We start from the raw sequence: 18,308 nt of genomic DNA on the forward strand, positions 1-18,308 counted from the left end.
GTACTAATGAACCGTGAGGCTTAACCTTACAACGCCGAAGATGTTTTGGCGGATTTGAGAAGATTTTCAGCTTAGATTCCGGATTTTCGGGAACGAAAGATTTTACGCTGAGGCAAGGCGGCAAATGAAGAAAAGGAAGGAGCATACTGTAGTATGTGACTGACTTTACGAATGCAGCCAACGCAGCATCGGTGTAAAAGATTCGTTTCTGACAACAGAATTTGCCTGGCGGCAGTAGCGCGGTGGTCCCACCTGACCCCATGCCGAACTCAGAAGTGAAACGCCGTAGCGCCGATGGTAGTGTGGGGTCTCCCCATGTGAGAGTAGGGAACTGCCAGGCATCAAACAAGCGAAGAGCCCATCCTGACGGATGGGCTTTTTGCGTTTTTGTCGTCTGAAACTGCCGGACATCGGTCTACCCTTATCCGGCCTTTTCATTACTCATGTACCAAATTCAATAACGGATACGGTTTTCCAAGATCGTCCGTTTCAGAACGGCCTGTCACCTTAAAGCCCATTTTCTTATAAAATCCGACCGCTTGTTCATTCTGCTCGTTAACGTTAGTCGTCAGTCTGGGCGCTAACGACAAGGCGTGTTTAATCAAAAGCTTACCCACGCCACAGCCGCGAACGGCAGGATCAACAAATAACGCATCCATATGTTCCCCCGTTAGAAGCATAAAGGCGACCGGCTCATCTTTCTCCGTTACTGCTACCCACAGCGGCGCTTCGGGTAGGAATGAGCTCACCAGCTCTTCCAGCTCCGCTCTATATGCTTTTGATAAAAAACCGTGCGTTGCATCGACCGATCGACACCAGATCGCAATCAGTTTTTTCCCTTCATCATGCCGTGAACGGCGGATACTAATAACCATACATGCTCCTTTTATTTGTTCTTATATTCTAACGTAAATATCTCCGTGAAATTTTCTCACCCTGCATTTGCAGGCTCGACATTCACATTATTCCTGGGTATCTTCAGCTGTCTGGATGTCTAAACGTTTATACGTATGTTATGAGGTAATAAAGTTATGCCAATTCGGGTGCAGGACGAGCTACCGGCCGTCAATTTCTTGCGTAATGAAAACGTCTTTGTGATGACGACAACTCGCGCGACGACTCAGGAAATCCGCCCGCTGAAGGTGCTCATCCTTAATCTGATGCCGAAGAAAATCGAGACTGAGAATCAGTTTTTGCGACTGCTTTCCAACTCTCCTCTGCAGCTTGATATCCAGCTGCTGCGCATCGATGCCCGCGAATCACGTAATACCCCAGCGGAACACCTGAACAACTTCTACTGCAACTTTGAAGATATTTGCGATCAGAATTTTGATGGCCTGATTGTTACCGGCGCGCCCTTAGGTTTGGTTGAGTTTAATGACGTTGCCTACTGGCCGCAGATCAAACAGGTGCTGGAATGGGCTAAAGATCATGTTACCTCAACGCTATTTGTCTGTTGGGCTGTACAGGCGGCCCTCAATATCCTCTATGGTATCCCTAAACAGACGCGCTCTGAGAAGATTTCCGGCGTCTACGAACACCATATCCTGCAACCACATGCCTTATTAACCCGCGGCTTTGACGATAGCTTTCTCGCGCCGCACTCGCGCTATGCCGATTTCCCGGCGGCGCTGATACGCGACTACACCGACCTGGAGATTCTGGCGGAAACGGAAGAGGGCGATGCCTACCTGTTCGCCAGCAAAGACAAGCGTATCGCCTTCGTGACCGGTCATCCAGAATATGATGCAAACACCCTGGCCAGCGAGTTCTTCCGCGATGTGGAAGCGGGCCTCGATCCCCAGGTTCCACACAATTATTTCCCGCAAAACGATCCGCAGAACAAACCGCACGCCACCTGGCGAAGCCATGGCAATCTACTGTTTATCAACTGGCTGAATTATTACGTCTACCAGATCACGCCATACGATCTACGCCATATGAATCCGACTCTGGATTAATCTTCTACACAACGCGATCCTAAAACGTTTCAGTATTTTGCCTCTGGCACCTTCGGGTGCCTTTTTTATTTCCGAAATGCGGCTCATATTGTGATTAAACTTTATTTATATTGTTATCAATAGGTTAAATAAGAATTAAATTAAAAATGGAAATTGTTTTTGATTTTGAAAAATAAATGCGTAGTCTTAATTGTGCTGAACGAAAACTACACAACGATCTTACGTTCGCGCCAACTGGATCAACCAAGAGGAGCAGCACATGACGCAGCAGGCGACAATTACTGACGAACTGGCTTTTAGCCAGCCATATGGCGACCAGGAGAAGCAAATCTTAACGCCTGAGGCAGTCGAATTTTTGACTGAACTGGTGAGCCGCTTTACGCCTGAGCGCAATAAACTCCTGGCGGCGCGTCTCCAGCAGCAGCAGGAAATTGATGACGGTAAGCTACCTGATTTTATTTCGGAAACAGCTTCCATTCGTAATGGTGATTGGAAAATTCGCGGCATCCCTGTGGATTTGCAGGATCGCCGGGTGGAAATCACCGGTCCGGTAGAGCGTAAGATGGTGATCAATGCGCTGAATGCGAACGTAAAAGTCTTTATGGCGGATTTCGAAGACTCACTGGCGCCTGAATGGAGCAAAGTCATTGAGGGGCAAATTAACCTGCGCGATGCGGTTAACGGCACCATCAGCTATACCAATGAAGCTGGCAAAATCTATCAGCTCAAACCGAACCCGGCGCTGCTGATCTGTCGCGTGCGCGGCCTGCATCTGCCGGAAAAACACGTGACATGGCGCAGGGAAGCCATTCCCGGCAGCCTGTTCGACTTTGCTCTTTATTTCTTCCATAACTACAAAGCGTTACTGGAAAAAGGCAGCGGGCCCTATTTCTATCTGCCGAAAACCCAGGCCTGGCAGGAAGCCGCGTGGTGGAGTGAAGTTTTTAGCTTTACGGAAGACCGTTTTGAGCTGCCGCGCGGCACCATCAAAGCCACGCTGCTGATTGAAACGCTGCCCGCCGTATTCCAGATGGACGAAATCCTGCATGCCCTGCGCGACCATATTGTGGGTCTGAACTGCGGGCGCTGGGACTATATCTTCAGCTATATCAAAACGCTGAAGAATCACCCGGACCGCGTTCTGCCGGATCGTCAGGTGGTGACGATGGACAAGCCATTCCTCAGTGCCTACTCACGATTGTTAATTAAGACCTGCCATAAGCGCGGCGCATTTGCGATGGGCGGCATGGCGGCCTTTATTCCGAGCAAAGATGCTGAGCGGAACAATCAGGTGCTGAACAAGGTAAAAGCGGACAAATCGCTGGAGGCGAATAACGGTCATGATGGCACATGGATTGCGCATCCCGGTTTGGCTGACACCGCGATGGCCGTCTTTAATGGCGTGCTCGGTGAGAACAAAAATCAGCTATTTGTCACCCGTGAAGACGATGCGCCAATTACCGCTGAACAGCTGCTGGCCCCCTGCGAGGGCGAACGAACCGAAGAGGGCATGCGCGCCAACATTCGCGTGGCGGTACAGTACATCGAGGCGTGGATTTCCGGCAACGGCTGCGTACCGATTTATGGCCTCATGGAGGATGCGGCAACGGCCGAGATCTCACGTACCTCAATCTGGCAGTGGATCCATCACGAGAAAACGCTCAGCAGCGGTCAACCGGTAACTAAAGCGCTGTTCCGCCAGTGGCTGGCCGAAGAGATGCGGGTGATTCAGGACGAACTGGGCGAGCACCGCTACAGCAGCGGGCGCTTTGACGAGGCCGCGCGCCTGATGGAACAGATCACCACTTCCGATGAGCTCATTGACTTTCTGACTTTGCCGGGTTACCGCCTGCTGGCCTGACGGCCCAGGCTACTTTGTTTGCCATTTTGGCCCCGGGCAGTACTCAAAATCCTCACGTACTATAAGTACGCTCCGGTTTTTGCGCGCTGGCCGTGACCAAACTGTCATCACCAATAATGCCTGGGAAGCCAGGAAAATAATATGGAGCATCTGCACATGAAAACCCGTACCCAACAAATCGAAGAATTAAACAAAGAGTGGACCAACCCGCGCTGGGAAGGCATTACTCGCCCATACAGCGCCGAAGACGTGGTGAAGCTACGCGGCTCCGTTAACCCGGAATGTACGCTGGCGCAGCTGGGCGCGGCAAAGATGTGGCGACTGCTGCACGGCGAAGCGAAAAAAGGCTACGTCAACAGCCTGGGCGCGCTGACCGGGGGCCAGGCGTTACAGCAGGCGAAAGCGGGCATTGAAGCGATTTACCTTTCTGGCTGGCAGGTCGCGGCGGACGCCAACCTGGCCTCCAGCATGTATCCGGATCAATCGCTCTATCCGGCTAACTCAGTACCGGCCGTGGTCGAGCGGATCAATAACACCTTCCGCCGCGCGGATCAGATCCAGTGGTCTGCGGGTATTGAACCGAACGATCCGCGTTATACCGATTATTTCCTGCCGATCGTCGCCGATGCGGAAGCGGGATTTGGCGGCGTGCTTAATGCGTTTGAGCTGATGAAATCGATGATTGAGGCCGGTGCAGCGGCCGTACACTTCGAAGATCAGCTGGCATCGGTGAAGAAATGCGGCCATATGGGCGGCAAAGTGCTGGTTCCCACGCAAGAAGCGATTCAGAAACTGGTTGCCGCGCGTCTGGCGGCAGACGTAATGGGCGTGCCAACGCTGGTGATTGCCCGCACTGACGCCGATGCGGCGGATTTAATTACCTCAGACTGCGATCCTTACGATCGTCAGTTCATTACCGGCGACCGTACCAGCGAAGGTTTCTTCCGCACCCATGCCGGTATCGAACAGGCGATCAGCCGCGGGCTGGCCTACGCGCCCTATGCCGACCTGGTGTGGTGTGAAACCTCCACCCCGGACCTTGAGCTGGCGAAGCGCTTTGCCGATGCGATCCATGCGAAATATCCGGGCAAACTGCTGGCCTATAACTGCTCACCGTCGTTTAACTGGCAGAAAAAGCTGGATGATAAAACCATTGCCAGCTTCCAGCAGCAGCTGGCGGATATGGGCTACAAATATCAGTTCATCACCCTGGCCGGTATTCACAGCATGTGGTTCAACATGTTCGATCTGGCTCACGCTTACGCCCAGGGCGAGGGGATGAAGCACTACGTTGAGAAGGTTCAGCAGCCGGAATTCGCGGCGGCGAAAGATGGCTATACCTTTGTCTCCCATCAGCAGGAGGTCGGGACTGGCTACTTCGATAAGGTCACCACCATTATCCAGGGCGGAACCTCATCAGTAACGGCGTTAACCGGCTCTACAGAAGAAGATCAGTTCTGATCATTTCCCCTCTCCCCTCTCTCCGGGGGAGAGGGAGAGAGGGGAAGGTATGACACGTGGCCTGGAATTATTGATTGCGCAAACTATTTTGCAGGGTTTCGACGCCCAGTACGGTCGTTTTCTTGAAGTCACTTCCGGCGCCCAGCAGCGCTTTGAACAGGCCGACTGGCATGCCGTCCAGCAGGCGATGAAGCAGCGCATCCATCTCTACGATCACCATGTTGGCCTGGTCGTCGAGCAGCTGCGCTGCATTACCGATGGCAAAAATACCGATAGCGACTTTTTGCTGCGAGTAAAAGAACACTATACCCGCCTGCTGCCGGATTACCCTCGCTTCGAAATTGCGGAGAGCTTTTTCAATTCCGTCTATTGTCGGTTGTTTGACCACCGCTCGCTGACTCCCGAGCGGCTTTTTATTTTCAGCTCGCAGCCCGAGCGGCGCCTGCGCTCTATACCGCGGCCGCTGGCGAAAGATTTCTTTCCCGAGCGCGGCTGGGACACGTTATTACGCAAAGTGTTATCCGATCTTCCTCTCCGCCTGCCGTGGCAAAACAGAGCGCGCGATATCGGGTATATCACCGTTTGCCTGCAGGAAGCGCTTGGTGGCGAGCTGCTCTCCCGGTCGTATCTACAGGTGGCGAATGAACTTTTTTACCGCAATAAGGCAGCCTGGCTGGTAGGCAAATTGGTTACGCCGATGGCCACGCTGCCTTTTCTTCTGCCAATCCATCGTACCGATGAAGGTGAACTGTTTGTCGATGCTTGCCTGACGACGCATGCCGAAGCCAGTATCGTTTTTGGCTTCGCCCGCTCCTATTTTATGGTTTACGCGCCGCTGCCCGGCGCGCTGGTCGAGTGGCTGCGCGAGATTCTGCCGGGTAAAACCACCGCCGAACTGTACATGGCGATTGGCTGCCAGAAGCATGCGAAAACGGAAAGCTATCGGGAATACTTGCACTATCTTTCCCGCAGCAATGAACAATTTGTTGAAGCGCCGGGGATCCGCGGGATGGTCATGCTGGTGTTTACCTTGCCGGGCTTTGACCGGGTATTTAAGGTCATCAAGGACCGCTTCGCGCCGCAGAAAGAGATGACTGCCGCTCACGTGCGCGCCTGTTACCAGCTGGTCAAAGAGCATGACCGCGTGGGACGGATGGCCGACACCCAGGAGTTTGAGAACTTTGTGCTGGAGAAACGGCAAATTGCGCCCGAGCTGATGGCCCTGTTACAAACCGAAGCCGGTGGGAAAATTACCGACCTCGGCGATCGGATTGCGATCAGCCATCTGTATATCGAGCGGCGGATGGTGCCGCTGAATATCTGGCTGGAGCAGGTTGACGGGCAGGCGCTGCGCGATGCAGTCGAGGAGTACGGGAACGCCATTCGTCAGCTGGCTGCAGCCAACATTTTCCCGGGCGATATGCTATTTAAGAATTTTGGCGTTACGCGTCACGGCCGGGTGGTGTTCTACGATTACGATGAAATTTGCTATATGACGGAGGTGAATTTCCGCGAGATCCCGCCAGCGCGCTATCCGGAAGATGAGCTTGCCAGCGAGCCCTGGTACAGCGTCTCGCCGGGCGATGTTTTTCCGGAGGAGTTTCGCCACTGGCTGTGCGCCGACCCGCGTATCGGGCCGCTATTTGAAGAGATGCACGCCGACCTGCTGCGCGCCGACTACTGGCGGGAGCTGCAAAACCGTATTCGCAACGGCCACGTGGAAGACGTCTACGCCTATCGTCGCCGTCAGCGCTTTTGCGTGCGCTATGGCAACCTGCAACAGGCAGGGTAATCAGGCGGCCAGGTTCAGGCGGCCTCTATAACCGCAAATTCTTCGTACACCAGCTCCATATCCGGCGCCCAGGTGCCTTCGCGTTCAAAGAATGCCTGATGCGCCGATTGCCAGTAAGCGAGGCTCAAATCACCTTCGCCCTCCAGCGCGGCGAGCTCAGGGCTCATTTCATTAAACCGGATCAGCCTGAGCATCAGGGTGCGTATCACGCAGACGGCTTTGCCCTGGCCGTCCAGCACAATGTGATATGCCCCCGGCGTCACGGGCGGCTGCTCCTGCTGATAGCTGGCAAGCGAACCGCAGGTGCCGCGCTTCTTCCCCGCGATGACCAGGGCCGCCAGCTCGTCGGCCAGCTCCGCTGAATCGCCGAAAGACCAGCAAAAAGCAGAAGGGTATTTATCCTGCCAGTAGGATTTCAGATCGCTCATTTATCGCACTCCGCCATACGCCAGCGTCACTTCTTTCGCCGCTTTGATCACCATGGCGCCGAACTCGGTCACGCGGTCATCGGTAATGCGGGAAATGGGCCCGGAAATAGAGATAGCGGCGAACGGCTCACGATGTTCATCATAAATGCATGACGCTACGCAGCGCAGTCCTAGCGCGTGTTCTTCGTCATCAAACGAATAGCCGCGCTTACGCGTCTGGGCCAGGTCCTCTTTCAGATGCACCGGCGATACCAGCGTAGCGTGGGTGTAAGCGTGCAGACCTTGACGGTGCAGCAGGCCGGTGACCTGATCTTCACTCAACTGCGACAAAAACGCCTTACCGGCGCCAGAAGCGTGCATCGGCAGCTTACCGCCAATCGGCGCCGACATACGCATCAGTTGGGTACACTGCACCTGATCGATAATGATCGCCTGATGATCGCTCGGGTCCAGCACCGCGAGGTTAACCGTTTCGCCGGAGTCTTCCATCAGTTGACGCAAAATCGGATGGACGATCGCCAACAGGTTACGACTTTGCAGGAAGCTGCTGCCGACGACGAAAGCATGGGCGCCCACCGACCAGTGGCCCAGTTCACCGACCTGACGAACAAAACCCAACTGCTGCATCGTGGTTAACAGGCGGTGGGTGGTGGAATTAGGCAAGCCGGCCTGCTGGGCCAGTTCGGTCAGCGCCACGCTGCCGTGAGATTCAGCAATCCATTCGAGCAGCTTCAGGCCGCGGGTCAGGGACTGAACTTGCCCGCCAGCCGGAGCGGCGGCGGAGGCGGCAGGTTTTCTGCCGCGTTTTGCGGGAGCGGGGGTCGCCATCGCGGACTCCTTTTTTCTGTATCGTGGAAATGATTTTCGTTTTATTTGGCGATAATGCAATCACTACCCGACTGATCGGATGAGTGAAGCTGAACATGTCTCATCTTGCCCGCTGTTCTCTTTTCCACCCCTTCGGTTTGTGCCAGTATGGTCCGTTGAGTTTTTTCGGTCTGGTTGAGCGTTGTCGGGAGCGAGTGTGAGCAGCAAAGTTGAGCAACTGCATCAGCAGTTAAAAGAACGTATTCTGGTTCTGGATGGGGGCATGGGCACCATGATCCAGAGCTATCGTCTGAGTGAGCAGGACTTCCGCGGTGAGCGTTTTGCCGACTGGCCGTGCGACCTGAAGGGCAACAACGACCTGCTGGTTCTCAGCAAGCCGGAAGTGATCACCGCCATCCACGATGCCTATTTTGCGGCCGGGGCGGATATCATTGAAACCAACACCTTTAACTCGACGACCATCGCGATGGCGGATTACCAGATGGAATCCCTGTCGGCGGAAATCAACTTTACGGCGGCGAAACTGGCCCGCGCCAGCGCTGATGCCTGGACCGCGCGCACGCCGGAAAAACCACGCTACGTGGCAGGCGTTCTCGGCCCGACTAACCGCACTGCGTCCATTTCTCCTGACGTCAATGACCCGGCCTTTCGCAACATCACCTTTGACGGGCTGGTGGAAGCCTATCGTGAATCCACCAAAGCGCTGGTGGAAGGCGGGGCGGATCTGATTCTGATTGAGACGGTGTTCGATACCCTCAACGCCAAAGCGGCGATCTTTGCGGTCAAAGAGGAGTTTGAAGCGCTGGGGGTCGATCTGCCGATTATGATCTCCGGCACCATCACCGACGCCTCCGGTCGCACGCTGTCCGGCCAGACCACCGAAGCCTTTTATAACTCGCTGCGCCACGCCGATGCGCTCACTTTCGGCCTCAACTGCGCTCTGGGGCCGGACGAACTGCGCCAGTACGTGCAGGAGCTGTCGCGTATCGCCGAATGCTACGTCACCGCCCACCCGAACGCCGGTCTACCGAATGCCTTTGGTGAATACGATCTGGACGCCGACACGATGGCGACGCAAATTCGCGAATGGGCGGAGGCCGGCTTCCTGAATATTGTCGGCGGCTGCTGCGGCACCACGCCGGAACATATCGCCGCCATGAGCCGCGCGGTGGCCGGCCTGCCGCCGCGCCAGCTACCGGAGATCCCCGTCGCCTGCCGTCTTTCCGGCCTTGAGCCGCTGAATATCGGCGATGACAGCCTGTTTGTGAACGTCGGCGAACGCACCAACGTTACCGGCTCGGCGAAATTCAAACGCCTGATTAAAGAAGAAAAATATAACGAAGCGCTGGATGTGGCGCGCCAGCAGGTGGAAAGCGGCGCACAGATTATCGATATCAATATGGATGAGGGGATGCTCGACGCCGAAGCGGCGATGACGCGTTTCCTCAACCTGATTGCCGGTGAGCCGGATATCGCCCGCGTGCCGATTATGATCGACTCCTCCAAATGGGAGGTTATCGAAAAGGGCCTGAAGTGTATTCAGGGCAAAGGCATCGTTAACTCCATCTCGATGAAAGAGGGCGTTGAGCCGTTTATCCAGCATGCGAAAAAGGTGCGCCGCTACGGGGCCGCCGTCGTGGTGATGGCCTTTGATGAAGTGGGCCAGGCCGATACCCGCGAACGTAAAATTGAAATTTGCCGCCGGGCGTACACCATTCTTACCGAAGAGGTGGGCTTCCCGCCGGAAGACATCATCTTCGACCCGAATATTTTCGCCGTGGCGACCGGAATTGAAGAGCACAACAACTATGCCCAGGACTTTATCGGCGCCTGTGAAGATATCAAACGCGAACTGCCGCACGCGCTGATCTCCGGCGGCGTCTCTAACGTGTCGTTCTCCTTCCGCGGTAACGACCCGGTGCGCGAGGCGATTCACGCAGTATTCCTCTACTACGCCATCCGTAACGGCATGGATATGGGTATCGTCAACGCTGGACAGCTGGCAATTTACGACGACCTTCCCGCCGAGCTGCGCGACGCGGTTGAAGATGTGATTCTGAACCGCCGCGATGACGGCACCGAACGCCTGCTGGATCTGGCGGAGAAATATCGCGGCAGCAAAACTGACGATACCGCCAACGCCCAGCAGGCGGAATGGCGCAGCTGGGACGTCAAAAAACGCCTCGAGTACTCGCTGGTTAAAGGCATTACCGAATTTATTGAGCTCGATACCGAAGAAGCCCGACAGCAGGCCGCGCGCCCGATCGAGGTTATCGAAGGGCCGCTGATGGACGGTATGAACGTGGTCGGCGATCTGTTCGGTGAAGGGAAAATGTTCCTGCCTCAGGTGGTGAAATCCGCCCGCGTAATGAAGCAGGCGGTGGCCTACCTCGAACCCTATATTGAGGCCAGCAAAGAGAAAGGTTCCAGCAACGGCAAGATGGTCATCGCCACCGTGAAGGGTGACGTTCACGATATCGGCAAGAATATTGTCGGCGTCGTGCTGCAGTGTAATAACTATGAAATCGTCGATCTGGGCGTGATGGTGCCTGCGGATAAAATCCTGAAAACCGCCCGCGAGGTTAACGCCGACCTGATTGGCCTCTCCGGGCTGATTACGCCGTCGCTGGATGAGATGGTCAACGTGGCGAAGGAGATGGAGCGTCAGGGCTTTACTATTCCGCTGCTGATCGGTGGCGCAACCACCTCGAAAGCGCATACGGCAGTGAAAATCGAGCAGAACTACAGCGGCCCGACGGTCTACGTGCAGAACGCCTCGCGCACCGTCGGCGTGGTCGCCGCCCTGCTGTCCGATAGCCAGCGCGATGATTTTGTCGCCCGTACCCGCAAAGAGTACGAAACGGTGCGTATTCAGCACGGACGTAAAAAGCCGCGCACTCCCCCCGTCACGCTGGAAGCCGCGCGCGATAACGACCTGGCCTTTGACTGGGCAAGCTACACCCCGCCGGTGGCTCATCGTCTGGGCGTGCATGAGGTGGAAGCCAGTATTGAAACCCTGCGTAATTATATCGACTGGACGCCGTTCTTTATGACCTGGTCGCTGGCCGGTAAGTATCCGCGCATTCTGGAAGATGAAGTCGTGGGCGAAGAGGCACAGCGCCTGTTTAAAGACGCCAACGAACTGCTGGATAAGCTCAGTGCCGGGAAGGCCCTCAATCCACGCGGCGTCGTGGGGCTGTTCCCGGCTAACCGCGTCGGCGACGATATTGAAATCTATCGCGATGAAACCCGGACTCACGTGCTGACGGTGGGGCATCATCTGCGCCAGCAGACCGAGAAAGTCGGCTTTGCCAACTACTGCCTGGCGGATTTTGTCGCGCCGAAGCTGTCGGGGAAGGCGGACTATATCGGCGCCTTTGCGGTGACCGGCGGCCTTGAGGAAGACGCGCTGGCCGACGCCTGGGAGGCACAGCACGATGACTATAACAAGATTATGGTGAAGGCGATTGCCGACCGTCTGGCGGAAGCCTTCGCCGAGTATCTGCATGAGCGGGTGCGTAAGGTCTACTGGGGCTATGCGGCGAACGAAAACCTCAGCAACGAGGAGCTGATCCGCGAGAATTACCAGGGAATACGCCCGGCGCCGGGCTATCCCGCCTGTCCGGAGCACACCGAAAAGGCGACCATCTGGGAGCTGCTGGAGGTGGAAAAACGTACCGGCATGAAGCTGACGGAATCCTTTGCCATGTGGCCCGGCGCGTCGGTTTCCGGCTGGTACTTCAGCCATCCGGACAGTAAGTACTTCGCGGTAGCGCAAATTCAGCGCGATCAGGTGGAGGACTATGCGTTACGTAAGGGGATGAGCGTGGCGGAAGTGGAGCGCTGGCTGGCGCCGAACCTCGGTTACGATGCCGACTGATCCACCAGCCGTTATCTTTCCTTACAACTAACAGGGCGCTCAACGAGCGCCCTGTCTCTTTATTGTGCATAAACCCTTATACTGAAGGGAGCTTGCGATCGTTGCCGTCGGATAAGCGAAGCGCTATCCGGCCTGTAACGGTTTATGAGTTTCTGGAACAAATAAATATAAGGAGAAGCTGATTCCGTGTTAACTCTGCTACACCTGTTGTCCGCCGTCGCTCTACTGGTGTGGGGCACCCATATTGTTCGTACCGGCGTGATGCGCGTCTACGGCGCTCGCCTGAGAAGTGTACTCAGCAGCAGCGTGGAGAAAAAACCGCTCGCCTTCTGCGCGGGGATCGGGGTTACCGCGCTGGTCCAGAGCAGCAACGCCACCACCATGCTGGTCACCTCTTTTGTCGCCCAGGATCTGGTGGCGTTAGCCCCTGCGCTGGTGATGGTGCTGGGCGCTGACGTTGGTACCGCGCTGATGGCGAGGGTGCTGACCTTCGACCTGTCCTGGCTTTCGCCGCTGCTGATTTTTATCGGCGTCATTTTCTTCCTTGGGCGCAAGCAAACGCGTGCGGGCCAGCTCGGGCGCGTGGGGATTGGCCTGGGCTTGATTCTGCTGGCGCTGGAGCTGATCGTTCAGGCGGTGCATCCCATCACCCAGGCTAACGGCGTGCAGGTGATTTTCGCCTCGTTGACCGGCGATATTATGCTGGATGCGCTGATCGGCGCGGTATTTGCCATCATCAGCTATTCAAGCCTGGCAGCGGTGCTGCTGACCGCTACGTTAACCGCCACCGGCGTGATTTCGTTCCCGGTGGCGCTGTGCCTGGTGATTGGCGCCAACCTCGGATCCGGGCTGCTGGCGATGCTAAACAACAGCGGCGCTAATGCCGCCGCGCGCCGCGTTGCGCTCGGCAGCCTGTTGTTTAAGCTGGTGGGTAGTCTGATTATCCTGCCGTTTGTCCATCTGTTGGCAAACGTTATGGATGAGCTTCCGCTGCAAAAATCCGAACTGGTTATCTATTTCCACGTCTTCTACAACCTGATCCGCTGTATCGCCATGGTGCCGTTCGCCGGGCCGATGGCTAACCTCTGTAAGCGACTGATTCGCGATGAGCCGGAGCTGGATGCACGACTGAAGCCAAAGCATCTTGATACTTCAGCGCTGGACACCCCGGCTCTGGCGCTGGCTAACGCCGCCCGCGAAACCCTGCGTATCGGCGATGCCATGGAGCAGATGCTGGAAAGCCTGCATAAAGTGATGCACGGTGAGCCGCGTGAAGAGAAAGAGCTGCGGCGGCTGGCGGACGATATCAACGTACTTTACACCGCGATTAAGCTCTATCTGGCGCGGATGCCAAAAGAGGAGCTGGCCGATGAGGAATCCCGCCGCTGGGCGGAAATTATCGAAATGGCGCTCAACCTCGAGCAGGCTTCAGATATCGTTGAACGAATGGGCAGCGAAATCGCCGATAAATCGCTGGCCGCGCGGCGCGCGTTCTCCATGGAGGGGTTGAAAGAGCTGGATGCGCTCTACGATCAGCTGCTCAGCAATCTACAGCTAGCGATGTCGGTTTTCTTTTCCGGCGACGTACCGAGCGCCCGCCGCTTGCGCCGTAGCAAACACCGTTTTCGCATTATGAACCGTCGTTACTCGCATGCTCACGTTGATCGCCTGCATCAGCAAAACGTACAGAGTATCGAAACCAGTACGCTGCACCTGGCGCTGCTGGGCGATATGAAGCGTCTGAACTCGCTGTTCTGCTCGGTAGCCTATAGCGTGATGGAGCAGCCGGATGAGGACGATGAGCGCGATGATTATTAAGCGCTGACGCCGCCTTACATTCCCGGCTCGCGCTGCGCTTAGCCGGGCTACAGGTATACCGCGGTCTGCGGGGGGGAGCCCGGACAGGCGCGCAGCATCGCCTCCGGGAAATTGTGCCACTCTGCGCTTTGCTCCCGGGGGCGGCGCAAAGCGCCTTGCCCGGGCTACGGGTTCAGCGTTGTCTGCGGGCTGGTAGCCCGGACAGGCGCGCAGCGCCGCCTCCGGGACAAGGGCGGGGGGTCAGAAACGATGGCCTGCGTTCAGGGTTACCGCTTCCTCTCCGGCTCTGAAAACCAGCGTCGGATTCGGGCCGCCGAGAGTGGCGTGGCCCTGCGTCACCTGTATCCAGTTGCCTTCCGGCAGGCCGATAATCGTCAACTCTGGCGCAACCACCAGCAGCTCGCGAATCCGCTGTTCGCGAGTTTCCCCTTTGTGGCCTTCCGGCAGCGCGTTGGTGAAGTGCGGGTTAATTTGCAGCGGAAACAGCCCCAGTGCAGAAAAACCGTTAGGGTCGACAATCGGCATATCATTGGTGGTGCGAATTGTCGGGCAGGCAAGGTTAGCGCCCGCGCTCCAGCCGATATACAGCGCCCCGCGCTTCACTACATCCACCATCGGCGCCAGCAGGCCGCGGTCGCGACACTCTTTCAGCAGCTGAAAGGTATTGCCGCCGCCGACGATAACTATCTCCGCGTTCTCAATCGCCGAAACCGGGTCCGCGACGCTGTGAATACCGGTAACCGTAACGCCCATTGGGCTGAAGACGGCGGCGGTTTTCGCGGTGTAATCATCCCAGGTTTGCGTCACCCCGGCAAAAGGGATGAATACCGCGGAACGGCGGCCATTTAGCTGCCCGGCAATGGTCGGCAGCGCATGTTCCAGCCAGGCTTTGCCCGGCAGCGTTGAGTTACTCAATAGCAGCAGTTCCATAATTTCTCCATTTGACCAGATGATTATTCGGGCTGGGATGTTATCACAGGATATCTCACCGCTTGCTGACGTGCTCACGCTGAGACGCGCTGAGCAAAGCGGAGCGGCGATTTTTGGCGCAGGGATTCTCCGAATTAATCTGGAAAGTACCTCGCAGAGTGACTCTACCGGGCGTGACAGGTTAGCGGAAACCGCTTAGTTTCACGTGATGATTCACAGGCAAGGGAAGGGCTGCGCTGCGCGCTGCAATCGACTTTCCGATCAATGGTTATTAGAGCGCCCTCCCTGGCGCTCTTCGTTTGCCCTTATCCTCTGGCAAAGGCCGCGGCTTCAGCGACCAGCGCCGCGTCCGGACGCACGCCGGTGTAGAGCGCAAACTGCTCCACCGCCTGCAGGGCAATCACCTCCGCGCCGCTGATAACGTGTTTGTCCCGCTTCTTCGCCAGTTTGATGAGCGGGGTTTCCGGCGGCAGAGCGACCACGTCAAATACCACGTCGGCCCGTTCCACCATCGTCGGGCTAAAGGCCAGGGTTTCGCTTTCCGCACCGCCCGCCATGCCGAGCGGCGTGACGTTAACCAGAATATCCGCCGCGATCCCTTCCGGCTTTGGCTGCCATTGAAAACCGTACTGCTTTGCCAGCACCAGTCCACGATCGCGATGGCGGGCGGCGATAATCACATCGCGGAAACCGGCATCGCGAAAGGCGGCGATGACCGCTTTGCCCATCCCGCCGCTGCCCTGGATCATCACTTTGGCAGAGGAGTCGAGCTGATGGCTGTCAATCAGGCTTTTCACCGCGATGTAGTCGGTATTCAACCCGGTTAGCCTGCCGTCGTCGTTGACGATGGTGTTGACCGAATCAATCGCCTTTGCCGAAGGGGCAAGCGCGTCAAGATACGCTATGCAGCTCTCTTTAAACGGCATTGAGACCGCGCAGCCGCGGATGCCCAATGCGCGGACGCCCTTCACCGCTGCGGCAATATCCTGGGTGGTAAAGGCTTTATAGATATAATTCAGCCCGAGTTTTTCATACAGATAGTTATGAAAGCGGGTACCGAAGTTGCCCGGGCGACCGGCCAGCGACATGCATAGCTGCGTATCGCGATTAATCATGAGCAATATCCTCCGCGTGGGCCAGCAGATACTCTTCCGCCTCTTTTGACCAGATACCGTGGTGACGTTCCATAATCGCCGCCAGCTGCGGGTCGCGAATGTCTCCCAGCGGCGTCAGCGGGAAGTTTTTCCCGGTATAAACCAGCTTCTTACCGCCGCCCACCGCCGGTAAATCCAGGGTGGTCTCGCCCGCCGCGTTCAGCCCCAGAATATGGGTCACCACCTTTGCAGTCTGGACTTTTTTTGCCTGCATCAGCGCTACGGCGGCGCGCATATCGTCGGTATTGCCGCCGGAGGTGCCGACGTAGTGAGTGAAGGCGTAATGCACATCGTAAAAATTGATCGGCGCGCTGAACTGCTTATCCTGCGGGCCGGCGAAAAAGTTCAGGCAGCCGTCCGGGGCCAGCAGCGAGGATGCCAGAGTGATGAGCTGTTCGTTAGGGACGAAGACAAAAATATCGTCAAAACCGTGGCCGCCGGAGAGCGCCATCAGCGTTTCGCGGCTGGCGTCGTGCCCATCCAGATAGTGAATCAGCGTTTGCGGCTCGGAGGGATAGTGCTGGCGCGCATAGCTGAGTTTTGGCTTATTGGTGTCGGTGACCACCAGCAGCGCCGGGTTGATCGGGCCATGCAGCGCGTAGTCGATAGCCAGCAGACCCATCGGGCCCGTGCCGCCGAGGATCAGGGTGCGCCCCTGCGGGCGAATGCCCATCACATGGTTATAGCTGCCTTCCTGCAGATGATAGTTGGCGTTGAACGCGCCGATGACGCAGGAAAGCGGCTCCACCAGCGAACCTTCAAACCAGGTATCGCCTTCCCAGGTGAGCAGGCAATCCTGCGCCATCACCTCGTCAGGGATCACCACGTGGGTGGCTTCGCCGCCGATCCACGGGAAGGAATAACCGGGGCAGTCCGGGCGATCCGGTAGCTGCAGATTGGCCTGAATCACATAGCGCTGGCCAGCGTGAAACTTGTGCTGCCATTTTTTGCCGACGGCGATGATCTCTCCGCAGAACTCATGGCCGATGATGATCGGGTTAGTCGCCACATCGTCAGGCACCTTTTTGTGGTCCTCGCCCTGGTTCGCCTCTTTCCACGAAGAGAGGCACAGGCTGTCGGTGACCACCCGGGCGAGAATTTCATCATCCTGCATCGCCGGAAGTGCAAAGGTTTCCAGGCGCAGATCGCGTTTGCCGTACAGGCGCAGGGCTGTTGTTGTTTGCATGTTTACCACCTCACCCCCTTCATCTTTCGCATTACGACTGTATTGGCTTCCTTCACGTCCCCGGGTCACGCAGTGAATCCACGCTCCCAGGGATAAATCCAGTTGCCGCCTCGCCGTACTGCGCCATCTTTGGGGTTAACTTGTTGAAGTAGACCCGGCATCGCCGGGCGGAATAATCAGGACAGGAAGCCCAGTGCGTTACCGATAATCCCCAAACCGAAGAGGGCGAAAATCAGCCAGACCGGGTTCACTTTCTTATTGAGCAGGCGCACCATCAGCAGCGTCAGGCCCAGAGCCAGCAGGCCGGGGCAAAGCTGATCGAGGATGTTTTGTACGGTCATGGTGACGGTTGAGCCGTTGGCGCCCGGCGTTTGCGAGACCACCAGCGGGACGTTGATGGTGGTCCACTTGGTGACCAGCACGCCCATCACAAACAGGCCAAGAATGGAGGCGCCTTCGGTCAGTTTTTGCAGCAGGTTACCGCCCATATCGATGACGATATTGACCCCTTTACGGAAGCCAAGCTGCAGTCCGTACCACTTCATCGCCAGACGAACCGCGTTGAAAATAAAGAAGAACAGCAGCGGACCAAGAATATTTCCGGAGAGCGCCAGCGAGGCGCCGAGGGCGGCGGTAATTGGCCGCAGCGTGCCCCATACCAGCGGGTCGCCCACGCCTGCCAGCGGCCCCATCAGGCCGACTTTGATCCCGTTGATGGCGCCATCGTCAATAGCGGCGCCGTTGGCCCGCGCTTCCTCCATCGCGACGGTCACGCCAATAACCGGCCCGCAGACTGCCGGAGTGGTATTGAAGAACACCAGATGGCGCTTCAGCGCGGCAACCTGATCCTCCTTCAGCGGGTAGAGGCGCTTGATGGCCGGGATCATGTCGTAGCAGAAACCAAGCCCGTGGATACGCTCGAAGTTGAATGACGCCTGCTGCAGGTTGGATCGCAGAAACATGCTCACCAGGTCGCCTTGGGTAATTTTTTTCTGTTCCATGTTGGGCT

The 18,308-nt window shown here is 56.7% G+C and carries 13 protein-coding genes and 1 rRNA gene; 7 read left to right on the forward strand and 7 right to left on the reverse strand.

The genetic code is table 11. The features are described from left to right. Positions 1 to 224: 224 nt before the first annotated feature. Positions 225 to 340 (forward strand): 5S ribosomal RNA (gene rrf / locus IAE27_RS02255). 97 nt (positions 341 to 437) lie between these two features. Here the strand turns inward: rrf and IAE27_RS02260 are convergent. Next, positions 438 to 875 (reverse strand): acetyltransferase, encoded by a 438-nt coding sequence (locus IAE27_RS02260; protein WP_032728766.1) that lies wholly within the window; start codon positions 873 to 875, stop codon positions 438 to 440. 156 nt (positions 876 to 1,031) lie between these two features. Between IAE27_RS02260 and metA the strand changes: the two genes are divergently transcribed. The 4 genes from metA to aceK all read left to right on the forward strand — a co-directional run bounded on the left by metA (position 1,032) and on the right by aceK (position 7,075). Beyond that, a complete protein-coding gene (gene metA, locus IAE27_RS02265) occupies positions 1,032 to 1,961 on the forward strand; it encodes a homoserine O-acetyltransferase MetA (RefSeq protein ID WP_070557100.1) in 930 nt (309 codons plus the stop codon). A 259-nt stretch (positions 1,962 to 2,220) separates the two neighbouring features. Then, positions 2,221 to 3,822, forward strand: coding sequence for a malate synthase A (gene aceB, locus IAE27_RS02270; protein WP_023320156.1), 1,602 nt, complete (start codon positions 2,221 to 2,223; stop codon positions 3,820 to 3,822). Positions 3,823 to 3,978: 156 nt separating this feature from the next. Continuing rightward, on the forward strand, positions 3,979 to 5,283 hold the full coding sequence (aceA, locus tag IAE27_RS02275) for an isocitrate lyase (RefSeq protein ID WP_108705047.1): 1,305 nt from the start codon (positions 3,979 to 3,981) through the stop codon (positions 5,281 to 5,283). Between the two features lie 49 nt (positions 5,284 to 5,332). Beyond that, positions 5,333 to 7,075: a bifunctional isocitrate dehydrogenase kinase/phosphatase gene (aceK, locus tag IAE27_RS02280; protein WP_004109658.1), complete on the forward strand. Its 1,743-nt coding sequence runs from the start codon at positions 5,333 to 5,335 to the stop codon at positions 7,073 to 7,075. Between the two features lie 14 nt (positions 7,076 to 7,089). On the opposite strand, the gene IAE27_RS02285 is transcribed toward aceK, so the two are convergent. Continuing rightward, entirely contained in the window at positions 7,090 to 7,494 is a 405-nt protein-coding gene (locus IAE27_RS02285) for an ASCH domain-containing protein (RefSeq protein WP_097365664.1), read from the reverse strand. A gap of 9 nt (positions 7,495 to 7,503) precedes the next feature. Then, positions 7,504 to 8,331 carry a glyoxylate bypass operon transcriptional repressor IclR gene (gene iclR, locus IAE27_RS02290; protein WP_004117167.1) on the reverse strand — a complete coding sequence of 276 codons (828 nt, stop codon included), beginning with the start codon at positions 8,329 to 8,331 and terminating at the stop codon, positions 7,504 to 7,506. 196 nt (positions 8,332 to 8,527) lie between these two features. Between iclR and metH the strand changes: the two genes are divergently transcribed. Both metH and IAE27_RS02300 read left to right on the forward strand, forming a co-directional pair. Further along, a complete protein-coding gene (gene metH, locus IAE27_RS02295; protein ID WP_004117169.1) occupies positions 8,528 to 12,211 on the forward strand; it encodes a methionine synthase in 3,684 nt (1,227 codons plus the stop codon). A gap of 186 nt (positions 12,212 to 12,397) precedes the next feature. Next, entirely contained in the window at positions 12,398 to 14,029 is a 1,632-nt protein-coding gene (locus IAE27_RS02300; protein WP_004109645.1) for a Na/Pi cotransporter family protein, read from the forward strand. A 240-nt stretch (positions 14,030 to 14,269) separates the two neighbouring features. Here the strand turns inward: IAE27_RS02300 and pepE are convergent, their stop codons facing one another. The 4 genes from pepE to IAE27_RS02320 all read right to left on the reverse strand — a co-directional run bounded on the left by pepE (position 14,270) and on the right by IAE27_RS02320 (position 18,300). Continuing rightward, positions 14,270 to 14,959: a dipeptidase PepE gene (gene pepE, locus IAE27_RS02305; protein ID WP_004117180.1), complete on the reverse strand. Its 690-nt coding sequence runs from the start codon at positions 14,957 to 14,959 to the stop codon at positions 14,270 to 14,272. Positions 14,960 to 15,264: 305 nt separating this feature from the next. After that, a complete protein-coding gene (locus IAE27_RS02310) occupies positions 15,265 to 16,074 on the reverse strand; it encodes a shikimate 5-dehydrogenase (RefSeq protein ID WP_004109640.1) in 810 nt (269 codons plus the stop codon). Beyond that, the gene (gene sorE, locus IAE27_RS02315; protein ID WP_004109637.1) at positions 16,067 to 17,299 is read right to left on the reverse strand and encodes an L-sorbose 1-phosphate reductase; all 1,233 of its coding nucleotides are present in this window, start codon (positions 17,297 to 17,299) and stop codon (positions 16,067 to 16,069) included. Before sorE ends, IAE27_RS02310 begins: the two co-directional genes overlap by 8 nt. Positions 17,300 to 17,475: 176 nt before the next feature. Further along, positions 17,476 to 18,300 carry a PTS system mannose/fructose/sorbose family transporter subunit IID gene (locus IAE27_RS02320; protein WP_200091673.1) on the reverse strand — a complete coding sequence of 275 codons (825 nt, stop codon included), beginning with the start codon at positions 18,298 to 18,300 and terminating at the stop codon, positions 17,476 to 17,478. Between the last annotated feature and the right edge of the window lie 8 nt (positions 18,301 to 18,308).

Origin of the sequence: Klebsiella sp. S69 (assembly GCF_016516145.1) — a bacterium.
Taxonomy (GTDB): domain Bacteria; phylum Pseudomonadota; class Gammaproteobacteria; order Enterobacterales; family Enterobacteriaceae; genus Klebsiella; species Klebsiella oxytoca.

Coding starts and splice junctions, on each gene's coding strand:
- IAE27_RS02260 (WP_032728766.1), bottom strand. CDS start 875: ATGGTTATTAGTATCCGCCGTTCACGGCATGATGAAGGGAAAAAACTG.
- metA (WP_070557100.1), top strand. CDS start 1,032: ATGCCAATTCGGGTGCAGGACGAGCTACCGGCCGTCAATTTCTTGCGT.
- aceB (WP_023320156.1), top strand. CDS start 2,221: ATGACGCAGCAGGCGACAATTACTGACGAACTGGCTTTTAGCCAGCCA.
- aceA (WP_108705047.1), top strand. CDS start 3,979: ATGAAAACCCGTACCCAACAAATCGAAGAATTAAACAAAGAGTGGACC.
- aceK (WP_004109658.1), top strand. CDS start 5,333: ATGACACGTGGCCTGGAATTATTGATTGCGCAAACTATTTTGCAGGGT.
- iclR (WP_004117167.1), bottom strand. CDS start 8,331: ATGGCGACCCCCGCTCCCGCAAAACGCGGCAGAAAACCTGCCGCCTCC.
- pepE (WP_004117180.1), bottom strand. CDS start 14,959: ATGGAACTGCTGCTATTGAGTAACTCAACGCTGCCGGGCAAAGCCTGG.
- IAE27_RS02310 (WP_004109640.1), bottom strand. CDS start 16,074: ATGATTAATCGCGATACGCAGCTATGCATGTCGCTGGCCGGTCGCCCG.
- sorE (WP_004109637.1), bottom strand. CDS start 17,299: ATGCAAACAACAACAGCCCTGCGCCTGTACGGCAAACGCGATCTGCGC.
- IAE27_RS02320 (WP_200091673.1), bottom strand. CDS start 18,300: ATGGAACAGAAAAAAATTACCCAAGGCGACCTGGTGAGCATGTTTCTG.